The sequence below is a fragment of the Escherichia sp. WS1368 genome (genome assembly GCF_046487485.1).
GTDB classification, from domain to species: domain Bacteria; phylum Pseudomonadota; class Gammaproteobacteria; order Enterobacterales; family Enterobacteriaceae; genus Escherichia; species Escherichia coli.
This window is the reverse complement of the sequence record NZ_JBJQJI010000002.1, coordinates 47,707-61,040: the sequence shown is the minus strand read 5'-3', so window position 1 is coordinate 61,040 and position 13,334 is coordinate 47,707. Positions and strand designations below refer to the sequence as shown.

Below are 13,334 nucleotides of genomic sequence, written 5' to 3'. Positions count from 1 at the left end.
ATCCTTGTTATTGCGTTAGCGCCCAGCGTTTTAGCGGCGTGTAGCGTGTGCGTCCACGCGCAAACGAGGAGGCATAAAGGGTGAACTCCGTCACCGTATACGACCAGTTAAAACCTGGCGGCGGGATTGTCACCGCCTCGCTGGCGTCGCGCAATAAGGTAATATGTGGATGAAACGGACGATTGCTTTGAAAACAACCGCTGCGGGCAGCCTGTGAACGGAGCATATTCGCCAGCTGGATTAAGCCGCGTGGTGGCTGACGCATCCCTAACCACACCACACGCGAACGCAGCCATTGACCGGCGTCATCAAGCGTGAGTGTGAAACCCGGTTGACGAATCCGCCCGGCTAAAAGAGAAAGCGCCTTCTCTTTCTCGGCGCTCACTTCGCCTAAAAATGCCAGAGTCAGATGCAAATTATCGGCGGCGACCGGACGTCCCGCGTCAGGTGGGAAGTGTGTGGCGCGCCAGTGGATAATCTGTTCGCGGATTTCTGCAGGTAAGTCGATAGCAAAGAACAGCCGTTGCGGTTCAGACATGTGAGGCACTCGGTTATGAATTACCGCGATGCTACAATGTGCCGCGAAGAATGTTAACCCTCTGGAGCGTTTTGTGTCGTCGTTGCCCGTTGCTGCCGTCTTACCTGAATTACTTACCGCTCTCGATTGTGCATCGCAGGTGTTATTAAGTGCGCCGACCGGGGCCGGGAAATCAACCTGGCTGCCGCTGCAACTGCTGGCGCATTCAGCTATTCACGGGAAAATCATTCTGCTGGAGCCGCGTCGTCTGGCGGCGCGTAACGTTGCGCAACGGCTGGCGGAGCTGCTTAACGAAAAGCCAGGCGATACCGTTGGCTACCGGATGCGTGCGCAAAACTGCGTCGGGCCGAATACCCGCCTGGAAGTGGTTACCGAAGGCGTGCTGACGCGCATGATCCAGCGTGACCCGGAACTGAGCGGTGTTGGATTGGTGATCCTCGATGAGTTTCATGAGCGCAGCTTGCAGGCGGATTTGGCGTTGGCGCTGTTACTCGATGTGCAACAAGGTCTGCGTGATGACCTTAAACTGCTGATTATGTCGGCTACGCTGGACAACGACCGCTTGCAGCAAATGCTGCCAGAAGCGCCCGTCATCATCTCAGAAGGGCGCTCGTTTCCGGTTGAACGCCGTTATTTACCGCTGCCCGCGCATCAGCGTTTTGACGAAGCCGTTGCGGTAGCCACCGCCGAAATGCTGCGTCAGGAAAGTGGATCATTACTGTTATTTTTACCTGGCGTCGGAGAAATTCAGCGCGTGCAGGAACAACTGGCTTCGCGCATCGGCAGTGATGTGTTGCTCTGCCCGCTGTATGGCGCGTTGTCGCTGAACGATCAGCGAAAAGCGATCCTCCCGGCACCGCAAGGGATGCGCAAAGTGGTGCTGGCGACCAATATTGCTGAAACCAGTTTAACCATTGAAGGTATTCGTCTGGTGGTGGATTGTGCCCAGGAGCGTGTGGCGCGTTTTGATCCGCGCACGGGGCTTACGCGGTTGATTACTCAACGCGTTAGTCAGGCATCCATGACGCAGCGTGCCGGGCGCGCCGGGCGTCTGGAGCCGGGTATCTGCCTGCATTTAATCGCCAAAGAACAAGCAGAACGCGCTGCGGCGCAAAGTGAACCGGAAATATTACAAAGCGATCTTTCCGGTTTGCTGATGGAATTACTGCAATGGGGATGCAGCGATCCGGCGCAGATGAGCTGGCTGGATCAACCGCCAACGGTGAATCTACTGGCCGCGAAACGCCTGTTACGGATGCTGGGGGCGCTGGACGGTGAACGGCTTAGTGCGCAAGGGCAAAAAATGGCAGCGCTGGGTAACGATCCGCGTTTAGCGGCAATGCTGGTTAGCGCGAAGAACGACGACGAAGCTGCTACCGCGGCAAAAATTGCCGCCATTCTCGAAGAGCCGCCACGGATGGGCAATAGTGACCTGGGCGTGGCGTTTTCGCGCAATCAACCAGCCTGGCAGCAACGTAGTCAGCAACTGTTAAAACGTTTAAACGTACGCGGCGGTGAGGCAGACAGTTCTCTTATCGCGCCGCTACTTGCCGGGGCGTATGCCGATCGCATTGCTCGTCGCCGTGGGCAAGATGGACGCTATCAACTGGCAAACGGCATGGGGGCGATGCTCGATGCCGACGATGCGCTAAGCCGCCACGAATGGTTGATCGCACCGTTATTATTGCAGGGCAGCGCCTCGCCGGATGCGCGGATTTTACTGGCGCTGCCGGTCGATATTGATGAGTTAGTACAACGCTGCCCGCAGCTGGTACAGCAGTCGGACACCGTGGAATGGGATGACGCGCAAGGCACGCTGAAAGCCTGGCGTCGGCTGCAAATCGGTCAGTTGACGGTGAAAGTGCAGCCACTGGCGAAACCCTCGGAAGACGAGTTGCATCAGGCGATGCTTAACGGCATTCGTGATAAAGGTTTAAGCGTGCTCAACTGGACGGCGGAAGCGGAACAGCTACGCTTGCGTTTGTTATGCGCCGCAAAGTGGTTGCCGGAATATGACTGGCCAGCGGTTGATGATGAGAGTTTGTTGGCGACGCTGGAAACGTGGCTACTGCCGCATATGAGCGGCGTGCATTCACTACGCGGCCTGAAATCACTCGACATTTATCAGGCACTACGCGGATTACTTGATTGGGGAATGCAGCAACGTCTGGATAGTGAATTGCCTGCGCATTACACTGTGCCGACGGGAAGCCGGATCGCCATTCGTTATCATGAAGATAACCCGCCCGCGCTGGCGGTGAGAATGCAGGAGATGTTTGGCGAGGCCACCAATCCGACGATCGCTCAGGGGCGCGTGCCGCTGGTGCTGGAGTTGCTTTCCCCTGCCCAAAGGCCGCTGCAAATCACGCGTGATTTGGGGGCCTTCTGGAAAGGGGCGTATCGTGAGGTGCAAAAGGAGATGAAAGGGCGTTATCCCAAACACGTCTGGCCGGACGACCCGGCAAACACGGCACCGACGCGACGGACGAAAAAGTATTCGTGAAGACCAAAGCAAATTTGAGAGATATCTTCTTCTGTCTTGCAACAGAAGAACAGAAAATCGGGCTTTTGCGCCTGAATATTGCGGAGAAAAAGCATGGCCGGGAATGACCGCGAGCCAATTGGACGCAAAGGGAAACCGACGCGTCCGGTCAAACAAAAGGTAAGCCGTCGTCGTTACGAAGATGACGATGATTACGACGATTATGATGACTATGAGGATGAAGAACCGATGCCGCGCAAAGGTAAGGGCAAAGGCAAAGGGCGTAAGCCTCGTGGCAAACGCGGCTGGCTATGGCTGCTGCTAAAACTGGCTATCGTTTTTGCCGTGCTGATCGCCATTTACGGCGTTTATCTCGATCAAAAAATTCGCAGCCGTATTGATGGCAAGGTCTGGCAACTGCCTGCGGCAGTTTATGGCCGAATGGTCAACCTTGAGCCAGATATGACCATCAGCAAGAACGAGATGGTGAAGCTGCTGGAGGCAACCCAGTATCGTCAGGTGTCGAAAATGACCCGTCCTGGCGAATTTACCGTGCAGGCCAACAGCATTGAGATGATCCGCCGTCCGTTTGATTTCCCGGACAGTAAAGAAGGGCAGGTGCGTGCGCGTCTGACCTTTGATGGCGATCATCTGGCGACCATCGTCAATATGGAGAACAACCGTCAGTTTGGTTTCTTCCGTCTTGATCCGCGCCTGATCACCATGATCTCCTCGCCAAACGGTGAGCAACGTCTGTTTGTGCCGCGCAGTGGTTTCCCTGATTTGCTGGTGGATACTTTGCTGGCGACAGAAGACCGCCATTTCTACGAGCATGATGGGATCAGTCTCTACTCCATCGGACGTGCGGTGCTGGCAAACCTGACCGCCGGACGCACGGTGCAGGGGGCGAGTACGCTGACGCAACAGCTGGTGAAAAACCTGTTCCTCTCCAGCGAGCGCTCTTACTGGCGTAAAGCGAACGAAGCTTACATGGCGCTGATCATGGACGCGCGTTACAGCAAAGACCGTATTCTTGAGCTGTATATGAACGAGGTGTATCTCGGTCAGAGCGGCGACAACGAAATCCGCGGCTTCCCGCTGGCGAGCTTGTATTACTTTGGTCGCCCAGTAGAAGAATTGAGCCTCGACCAGCAGGCGCTGTTGGTGGGTATGGTGAAAGGGGCGTCCATCTACAATCCGTGGCGTAACCCGAAACTGGCGCTGGAGCGACGTAATCTGGTACTGCGTCTGCTGCAACAGCAACAGATTATTGATCAAGAACTCTATGACATGTTGAGTGCACGTCCGCTGGGCGTTCAGCCGCGCGGTGGGGTAATCTCTCCACAGCCAGCCTTTATGCAGCTGGTGCGTCAGGAGCTGCAGGCAAAACTGGGCGATAAGGTAAAAGATCTCTCCGGCGTGAAGATCTTCACTACCTTTGACTCGGTGGCCCAGGACGCGGCAGAAAAAGCCGCCGTGGAAGGCATTCCGGCACTGAAGAAACAGCGTAAGTTGAGTGATCTTGAAACCGCGATTGTGGTTGTTGACCGCTTTAGCGGTGAAGTTCGTGCGATGGTCGGTGGTTCTGAGCCGCAGTTTGCGGGCTACAACCGTGCGATGCAGGCGCGTCGTTCGATTGGTTCCCTTGCAAAACCAGCGACTTATCTGACTGCCTTAAGCCAGCCGAAAATCTATCGTTTGAATACGTGGATTGCCGATGCGCCAATCGCGCTGCGTCAGCCGAATGGCCAGGTCTGGTCACCGCAGAATGATGACCGTCGTTATAGCGAAAGTGGCAGAGTGATGCTGGTGGATGCGTTGACCCGTTCGATGAACGTGCCGACGGTGAATCTGGGGATGGCGCTGGGGCTGCCTGCGGTTACGGAGACCTGGATTAAACTGGGCGTACCGAAAGATCAGCTGCATCCGGTTCCGGCAATGCTGCTGGGGGCGTTGAACTTAACGCCAATCGAAGTGGCGCAGGCATTCCAGACCATCGCCAGCGGTGGTAACCGTGCACCGCTTTCTGCGCTGCGTTCAGTCATCGCAGAAGATGGCAAGGTGCTGTATCAGAGCTTCCCGCAGGCAGAACGCGCTGTTCCGGCGCAGGCGGCATATCTGACACTATGGACCATGCAGCAGGTGGTACAACGTGGTACGGGTCGTCAGCTTGGGGCGAAATACCCGAACCTGCATCTGGCAGGGAAAACAGGGACTACCAACAATAACGTAGATACCTGGTTTGCGGGCATTGACGGCAGCACGGTGACCATCACCTGGGTAGGCCGTGATAACAACCAACCGACCAAACTGTATGGAGCCAGCGGGGCAATGTCGATTTATCAGCGTTATCTGGCTAACCAGACGCCAACGCCGCTAAATCTTGTTCCGCCAGAAGATATTGCAAATATGGGCGTGGACTACGACGGCAACTTTGTTTGCAGCGGTGGTATGCGTGTCTTGCCGGTCTGGACCAGCGATCCGCAATCGCTGTGCCAGCAGAGTGAGATGCAGCAGCAACCGTCAGGCAATCCGTTTGATCAGTCTTCTCAGCCGCAGCAACAGCCGCAACAGCAACCTGCTCAGCAAGAGCAGAAAGACAGCGACGGTGTAGCCGGTTGGATCAAGGATATGTTTGGTAGTAATTAACGTCTAAGCGTGACATACCGGATGGCGAGTTGCCATCCGGTAAAATAACATCCCACCTAAAGTATTAACCCTTTCTTTTCATCTGGTTGTTTATTAACCCTTCAGGAACGCTCAGATTGCGTACCGCTTGCGAACCCGCCAGCGTTTCGAATATTATCTTATCTTTATAATAATCATTCTCGTTTACGTTATCATTCACTTTACATCAGAGATATACCAATGGCGCGTTCCAAAACTGCTCAGCCAAAACACTCACTGCGTAAAATCGCAGTTGTAGTAGCCACAGCGGTTAGCGGCATGTCTGTTTATGCACAGGCAGCGGTTGAACCGAAAGAAGACACTATCACCGTTACCGCTGCACCTGCGCCGCAAGAAAGCGCATGGGGGCCAGCTGCAACTATTGCGGCGAAGCACTCTGCTACTGCGACTAAAACGGATACACCAATTGAAAAAACGCCGCAGTCTATTTCGGTTGTGACAAATGAAGAGATGCAGATGCATCAATTTCAGTCTGTAAAAGAAGCATTAGGTTATACACCTGGCGTTACGGTTAGCAGTCGTGGTGCTTCTAATACATATGATTTTGTTATTATTCGTGGTTTCTCATCTGTTGGTCTGAATCAAAATAATTACCTTGATGGGCTAAAACTTCAGGGCAACTTTTATAACGATGCTGTGATTGATCCTTACATGCTCGAGAGGGTTGAACTGATGCGCGGGCCGACGTCTGTTCTCTATGGGAAAAGTAATCCTGGTGGGATTATTTCTATGGTGAGTAAGCGTCCGACAACTGAACCCCTGAAAGAAATTCAGTTTAAAATGGGGACGGATAATCTGTTTCAGACCGGATTCGATTTCAGTGATGCGCTGGATGATAACGGTGAGTTCTCCTACCGTTTGACTGGCCTCGCACGCTCAACAAACGAACAGCAGAAAAACTCTGAATCTCAGCGTTATACCATTGCTCCATCATTCTCATGGCGTCCAGACGACAAAACCAATTTTACTTTCCTGTCCTATTTTCAGAACGAACCAGAAACGGGTTATTACGGTTGGTTGCCGAAAGAGGGGACCGTTGAGCCATTGCCTAATGGTAAGCGTCTACCGACTGATTTCAATGAAGGTGCATCGAATAATACATACTCCCGTAACCAGAAAATGGTGGGATATAGTTTTGAACATGGTTTTAATGACACCTTCACCGTGCGTCAGAATCTGCGTTTCAGTGAAATGAAAACCTCACAGAAAAGTGTTTATGGCACAGGGATTGCCAGCGATGGTCATACCTTAAACCGCGGGACAGTGGTGGATAATGAGCGTCTACAAAACTTTAGCGTTGATACCCAACTTGAAAGTAAGTTTGCTACAGGTGACGTCGGGCATACTTTGCTGACAGGGGTAGACTTCATGCGTATGCGCAATGATATCAATGCCAGCTTTGGATCTGCACCATCCATCGATCTTTATAACAAATACCATCCTGAATACTTTGCATTTGGTAGCGCAGAGCCATACCAGATGAATGAAAGCAAACAAACAGGTATTTATGTTCAGGATCAGGCGGAATGGAATAAATGGGTATTCACTCTGGGGGGACGCTACGATTGGTCTAAGCAAGCGACCACTGTTCGTGAAAACTCTTATACGCCGACTGAAGGTTATATTGAGCGCAATGATCATCAGTTCACCTGGCGCGGTGGTGTAAATTACTTATTCGATAATGGTATTTCACCTTACTTTAGCTATAGCCAGTCCTTTGAACCGAGTGCTTTCGATCTGTGGAGCAACCCGCGCGTTTCCTATAAGCCATCGAAAGGTGAACAGTATGAAGCTGGCGTAAAATATGTTCCGAATGATATGCCGGTCGTTGTTACGGGCGCAGTCTATCAATTGACGAAAACAAATAACCTGACAGCAGACCCAACAAACCCATTAGCGCAAGTCCCGGCAGGTGAGATTCGCGCTCGTGGTGTGGAACTTGAAGCAAAAGCGGCGTTAAATGCCAATATTAACTTGACGGCTTCTTATACCTACACCGATGCGGAATACACCAAAGACACCAATCTCAAAGGTAAAACTCCAGAACAAGTACCGGAGCATATGGCATCTCTCTGGGGGGATTATACCTTCAATGAAGGGCCGCTTTCTGGTTTAACATTGGGAACAGGTGGTCGTTTTATTGGTTCCAGCTATGGTGATCCGGCAAACACTTTTAAAGTGGGTAGCGCAGCTGTAATGGATGCTGTTGTAAAATATGATCTGGCACGCTTTGGTATGGCGGGATCCAGCCTTGCTGTGAACGTCAACAATTTGCTCGATCGTGAGTATGTTGCCAGTTGCTTCCAGACCTATGGCTGCTTCTGGGGCGCAGAACGTCAGGTCGTTGCAACCGCAACCTTCCGTTTCTAATTTCTCTTTTGGGGCACGGATTTCCGTGCCCGTTTCACAAGTTGGCTGTTATGCAGGAATACACGAATCATTCCGATACCACTTTTGCACTGCGTAATATCTCCTTTCGTGTGCCCGGGCGCACGCTTTTGCATCCGCTGTCGTTAACCTTTCCTGCCGGGAAAGTGACCGGTCTGATTGGTCACAACGGTTCTGGTAAATCCACTCTGCTCAAAATGCTTGGTCGTCACCAGCCACCGTCGGAAGGGGAGATTCTTCTTGATGCCCAACCGCTGGAAAGCTGGAGCAGCAAAGCGTTTGCCCGCAAAGTGGCTTATTTGCCGCAGCAGCTTCCTCCGGCAGAAGGGATGACAGTGCGTGAACTGGTGGCGATTGGTCGTTACCCGTGGCATGGCGCACTAGGGCGCTTTGGTGCGGCAGATCGCGAAAAGGTCGAGGAAGCTATCTCGCTGGTTGGCTTAAAACCGCTGGCGCATCGGCTGGTCGATAGTCTCTCTGGCGGCGAACGTCAGCGGGCGTGGATCGCCATGCTGGTGGCACAGGATAGCCGTTGTCTGTTGCTCGACGAACCGACCTCGGCGCTGGATATCGCCCACCAGGTTGATGTGCTGGCGCTGGTGCATCGTTTAAGTCAGGAGCGTGGCCTGACGGTCATTGCCGTGCTGCACGATATCAATATGGCTGCGCGTTACTGTGATTATCTGGTCGCCCTGCGCGGCGGTGAAATGATTGCTCAGGGAACGCCTGCGGAAATTATGCGCGGCGAAACCCTCGAAATGATTTATGGCATCCCGATGGGTATTTTGCCGCATCCGGCGGGTGCTGCACCTGTGAGTTTTGTTTATTGATGAGCGGCTTACCTCTTATTTCGCGCCGTCGACTGTTAACGGCGATGGCGCTTTCTCCGTTGTTATGGCAGATGAATACTGCCCACGCGGCGGCTATTGATCCCAATCGTATTGTGGCGCTGGAGTGGTTGCCGGTGGAATTACTGCTGGCGCTCGGCATCGTGCCTTACGGCGTGGCGGATACCATCAACTATCGCCTGTGGGTCAGCGAACCGCCATTGCCGGACTCAGTGATTGACGTTGGTTTGCGTACAGAACCTAACCTTGAACTGCTGACCGAAATGAAACCGTCGTTTATGGTCTGGTCGGCAGGATATGGCCCTTCACCAGAAATGCTGGCACGCATTGCGCCGGGGCGCGGATTTAACTTCAGCGACGGCAAACAGCCGCTGGCGATGGCGCGTAAGTCACTGACGGAAATGGCAGATTTACTTAACCTGCAAAGCGCAGCAGAAACGCATTTAGCGCACTATGAAGACTTTATCCGCAGCATGAAACCCCGCTTTGTGAAGCGTGGTGCGCGCCCGTTATTGCTGACGACACTTATCGATCCGCGCCATATGCTGGTCTTCGGTCCAAACAGCTTGTTCCAGGAAATTCTTGATGAGTACGGCATCCCAAATGCCTGGCAAGGGGAAACCAACTTCTGGGGCAGTACCGCCGTCAGTATCGATCGTCTGGCAGCGTATAAAGACGTTGATGTGCTCTGTTTTGATCACGACAACAGCAAAGACATGGATGCGCTAATGGCAACCCCGCTGTGGCAGGCCATGCCGTTTGTCCGTGCAGGACGTTTTCAGCGCGTTCCGGCGGTCTGGTTCTATGGCGCGACGCTTTCGGCAATGCACTTTGTGCGTATTCTGGATAACGCCATCGGAGGTAAAGCGTGAGTAAACGAATTGCGCTTTTCCCGGCGTTATTGCTGGCGCTGCTGGTTATTGTCGCAGCGGCGCTCACCTGGATGAACTTTTCGCAAGCGCTGCCGCGTAGCCAGTGGGCGCAGGCTGCCTGGTCGCCGGATATTGACGTCATCGAGCAGATGATTTTTCACTACAGCTTGTTGCCGCGTCTGGCGATTTCGCTGCTGGTGGGCGCGGGCCTGGGGCTGGTGGGCGTGCTGTTTCAGCAAGTGCTGCGTAACCCGCTGGCGGAACCGACGACGTTGGGCGTTGCAACAGGCGCGCAACTGGGGATTACCGTCACTACGCTCTGGGCGATCCCAGGTGCTATGGCGAGCCAGTTTGCTGCGCTGGCAGGGGCTTGCGTTGTTGGCTTAATTGTCTTTGGCGTCGCGTGGGGGAAACGGCTGTCGCCGGTAACGCTGATTCTCGCGGGGCTGGTAGTGAGCCTTTATTGTGGGGCAATCAATCAGTTACTGGTTATCTTCCATCATGACCAGTTGCAAAGCATGTTCCTGTGGAGCACCGGAACGCTGACGCAAACCGACTGGGGCGGCGTTGAGCGTTTATGGCCGCAGTTGCTGGGCGGCGTGATGCTGACGTTACTGCTACTTCGTCCGTTAACCCTGATGGGGCTTGATGATGGCGTGGCGCGCAACCTCGGGCTGGCCTTGTCGCTCGCGCGTCTGGCGGCGCTGTCGCTGGCGATAGTCATCAGTGCGCTGCTGGTGAACGCAGTGGGGATTATCGGCTTTATCGGGTTGTTCGCGCCACTGCTGGCAAAAATGCTGGGGGCGCGGCGTTTGTTGCCACGATTGATGCTGGCGTCGCTGATTGGGGCGTTAATTCTGTGGCTTTCTGATCAAATCATCCTCTGGCTGACTCGCGTGTGGATGGAAGTTTCTACCGGTTCGGTCACTGCGTTGATAGGTGCGCCGCTGCTACTTTGGCTGCTGCCGCGTTTACGCAGCATTAGCGCGCCGGATATGAAGGTGAACGATCGTGTCGCTGCTGAACGCCAACATGTGCTGGCGTTTGCCCTCGCGGGCGGCGTGCTGCTGTTGATGGCAGTGGTGGTGGCGCTGTCGTTTGGCCGTGATGCGCACGGCTGGACGTGGGCGAGCGGGGCGTTGCTCGAGGATTTGATGCCCTGGCGCTGGCCGCGAATTATGGCGGCGCTGTTTGCGGGAGTCATGCTGGCGGTGGCGGGCTGTATTATTCAGCGGCTGACCGGAAACCCGATGGCAAGCCCGGAAGTGCTGGGGATTAGCTCCGGCGCGGCGTTTGGCGTGGTGTTGATGCTGTTTCTGGTGCCGGGTAATGCCTTTGGCTGGCTGTTACCTGCAGGCAGTCTCGGCGCGGCGGTGACGCTGTTGATCATTATGATCGCCGCCGGACGCGGTGGATTTTCCCCACACCGCATGTTACTGGCGGGGATGGCGTTAAGTACCGCGTTCACCATGCTTTTGATGATGTTGCAGGCAAGTGGTGACCCGCGAATGGCGCAAGTTCTGACCTGGATTTCCGGTTCGACCTACAACGCGACCGATGCGCAGGTCTGGCGTACCGGAATTGTGATGGTGATTTTGCTGGCGATTACCCCGCTGTGCCGCCGCTGGCTGACCATTTTACCGCTGGGAGGTGATACCGCACGAGCCGTGGGGATGGCGCTGACGCCGACGCGAATTGCGCTGCTGCTGTTAGCGGCTTGCCTGACAGCGACTGCGACAATGACCATTGGACCGTTGAGTTTTGTTGGTTTAATGGCACCACATATTGCGCGGATGATGGGCTTTCGACGGACGATGCCACACATCGTAATTTCGGCGCTGGTGGGAGGATTACTGCTGGTGTTCGCTGACTGGTGTGGGCGGATGGTGCTGTTTCCATTCCAGATCCCAGCGGGGCTGCTGTCGACCTTTATCGGCGCGCCATATTTTATCTATTTGTTGAGAAAGCAGAGCCGTTAATTGAATGCCTCGCCCGGTGGGCGAGGCAAAATCATCACAACTTCGCAAACACCCGACGTGCAGCATCGATGGTGTTATTGATATCTTCCATGCTGTGCGCCACAGACATAAAGCCCGCTTCAAACGCTGACGGTGCCAGATAAACACCTTCGTCCAGCATCATATGGAAGAAACGCTTAAAGCGTTCCACGTCACAGGCCATCACATCCTGATAGCACGTCACGGACTCGGCGTCGGTAAAGAAAATACCGAACATGCCGCCAACGTGGTTTACCACCAGCGGAATTCCGGCTTCTTCTGCCGCTTCCAGCAGACCTTCTGCCAGACGTGTTGTCAGCTCATCCAGCGTTTCGTGAACGCCCGGCTGCGCGACTTCATTCAGACAGGCGAAACCAGCAGCCATCGCAATCGGGTTACCGGAAAGCGTACCCGCCTGATAGACCGGACCGGTCGGGGCCAGCGCATCCATTACATCACGACGACCACCGAATGCGCCTACCGGCATTCCACCGCCGATGATTTTGCCGAGGCAGGTGAGATCCGGTTCCACACCGTAATAATCCTGTGCGCCAGCTAGCGCTACGCGGAAACCGGTCATCACTTCATCGATGATCAGCAACGCGCCAAATTCGTCGCACAGCGCGCGCAGACCTGGCAGGAACTCTGGCAGCGGTGGAACGCAGTTCATATTGCCTGCCACCGGCTCGACGATAATACAGGCAATCTCTTGCGGGTATTGCTCAAACGCGGCGCGTACAGAGGCCAGATCGTTATAAGTACAGGTTAAGGTATGTTTGGCGAAATCTGCCGGAACGCCCGGCGAATTTGGCTGGCCTAACGTGAGTGCGCCAGAACCGGCTTTCACCAGCAGGCAGTCAGCGTGACCGTGGTAACAACCTTCAAATTTAATAATTTTGTCGCGACCGGTAAAACCACGGGCCAGGCGGATGGCACTCATGGTCGCTTCAGTGCCGGAGTTCACCATGCGCACCATATCCATGGTCGGGACCAGTTCGGTCACCAGTTGCGCCATTTTCACTTCCATTTCGGTCGGTGCACCAAAGCTTAAACCACGCTCGGCGGCTTCAATCACGGCATTGCGGATCGCCGGATGGTTATGGCCCAGCACCATCGGCCCCCAGGAACCGACATAATCGATATAGGCTTTGCCATCAACATCGTACAGATAAGCGCCGTCCGCTTTTTCGATAAACAGTGGAGTGCCGCCCACGCCAGTAAAGGCGCGAACAGGGGAGTTCACACCGCCAGGGATCAGCTCGCGCGCTGCGCTGTAAAGATTTTCAGACTTACTCATGGAGGGTTCCTGATTCGTAGAAAAAGTGAATGGCTGCTATTCTATGTTATTCATAACAAGTTAAATACTCGTCAAACATCAGGCTGCTTGTACTGGTGCAATCCTGATTTCTTAGAGTATAAAAGTTTTGTGCATTTGAAACATTACGCTTTGCAAAGGATTTTCATGGAACGTGCGAGTAAAATGCCGTCATCTTATTTGTATGACCAATAAGTGATCATTGG

General features: G+C 54.1%; 9 protein-coding genes. 7 read left to right on the top strand and 2 right to left on the bottom strand.

The genetic code is table 11. The annotated features are described in order from the left end of the window. Positions 1–7 precede the first annotated feature (7 nt). A complete protein-coding gene (thpR, locus tag ACJHYD_RS05980) occupies positions 8–538 on the bottom strand; it encodes an RNA 2',3'-cyclic phosphodiesterase (protein ID WP_001294687.1) in 531 nt (176 codons plus the stop codon). 73 nt (positions 539–611) lie between these two features. Here thpR and hrpB point away from each other — a divergent pair, with 73 nt between their 5' ends. The 6 genes from hrpB to fhuB all read left to right on the top strand — a co-directional run bounded on the left by hrpB (position 612) and on the right by fhuB (position 11,795). Next, on the top strand, positions 612–3,041 hold the full coding sequence (hrpB, locus tag ACJHYD_RS05975) for an ATP-dependent helicase HrpB (RefSeq protein ID WP_001550622.1): 2,430 nt from the start codon (positions 612–614) through the stop codon (positions 3,039–3,041). A 93-nt stretch (positions 3,042–3,134) separates the two neighbouring features. After that, on the top strand, positions 3,135–5,669 hold the full coding sequence (gene mrcB, locus ACJHYD_RS05970; RefSeq protein ID WP_001550623.1) for a bifunctional glycosyl transferase/transpeptidase: 2,535 nt from the start codon (positions 3,135–3,137) through the stop codon (positions 5,667–5,669). A gap of 219 nt (positions 5,670–5,888) precedes the next feature. Continuing rightward, positions 5,889–8,078 carry a ferrichrome porin FhuA gene (gene fhuA, locus ACJHYD_RS05965; RefSeq protein WP_001545231.1) on the top strand — a complete coding sequence of 730 codons (2,190 nt, stop codon included), beginning with the start codon at positions 5,889–5,891 and terminating at the stop codon, positions 8,076–8,078. A gap of 50 nt (positions 8,079–8,128) precedes the next feature. Continuing rightward, positions 8,129–8,926, top strand: coding sequence for a Fe3+-hydroxamate ABC transporter ATP-binding protein FhuC (gene fhuC / locus ACJHYD_RS05960; protein WP_001158929.1), 798 nt, complete (start codon positions 8,129–8,131; stop codon positions 8,924–8,926). Then, positions 8,926–9,816 (top strand): Fe(3+)-hydroxamate ABC transporter substrate-binding protein FhuD, encoded by an 891-nt coding sequence (fhuD, locus tag ACJHYD_RS05955; protein ID WP_001308368.1) that lies wholly within the window; start codon positions 8,926–8,928, stop codon positions 9,814–9,816. Before fhuC ends, fhuD begins: the two co-directional genes overlap by 1 nt. Beyond that, a complete protein-coding gene (gene fhuB / locus ACJHYD_RS05950) occupies positions 9,813–11,795 on the top strand; it encodes a Fe(3+)-hydroxamate ABC transporter permease FhuB (RefSeq protein ID WP_000044039.1) in 1,983 nt (660 codons plus the stop codon). The genes fhuD and fhuB overlap by 4 nt, the downstream gene beginning before the upstream one ends. A gap of 34 nt (positions 11,796–11,829) precedes the next feature. Here fhuB and hemL read toward each other — a convergent pair whose 3' ends face one another. Further along, positions 11,830–13,110 (bottom strand): glutamate-1-semialdehyde 2,1-aminomutase, encoded by a 1,281-nt coding sequence (gene hemL, locus ACJHYD_RS05945; protein WP_000045291.1) that lies wholly within the window; start codon positions 13,108–13,110, stop codon positions 11,830–11,832. 165 nt (positions 13,111–13,275) lie between these two features. On the opposite strand from hemL, the gene yadX reads away from it, so the two are divergent. Next, on the top strand, positions 13,276–13,323 hold the full coding sequence (gene yadX, locus ACJHYD_RS05940; RefSeq protein WP_211180485.1) for a protein YadX: 48 nt from the start codon (positions 13,276–13,278) through the stop codon (positions 13,321–13,323). The last annotated feature ends 11 nt before the right edge of the window (positions 13,324–13,334 follow it).

Coding starts and splice junctions, on each gene's coding strand:
- thpR (WP_001294687.1), bottom strand. CDS start 538: ATGTCTGAACCGCAACGGCTGTTCTTTGCTATCGACTTACCTGCAGAA.
- mrcB (WP_001550623.1), top strand. CDS start 3,135: ATGGCCGGGAATGACCGCGAGCCAATTGGACGCAAAGGGAAACCGACG.
- fhuA (WP_001545231.1), top strand. CDS start 5,889: ATGGCGCGTTCCAAAACTGCTCAGCCAAAACACTCACTGCGTAAAATC.
- fhuC (WP_001158929.1), top strand. CDS start 8,129: ATGCAGGAATACACGAATCATTCCGATACCACTTTTGCACTGCGTAAT.
- fhuD (WP_001308368.1), top strand. CDS start 8,926: ATGAGCGGCTTACCTCTTATTTCGCGCCGTCGACTGTTAACGGCGATG.
- hemL (WP_000045291.1), bottom strand. CDS start 13,110: ATGAGTAAGTCTGAAAATCTTTACAGCGCAGCGCGCGAGCTGATCCCT.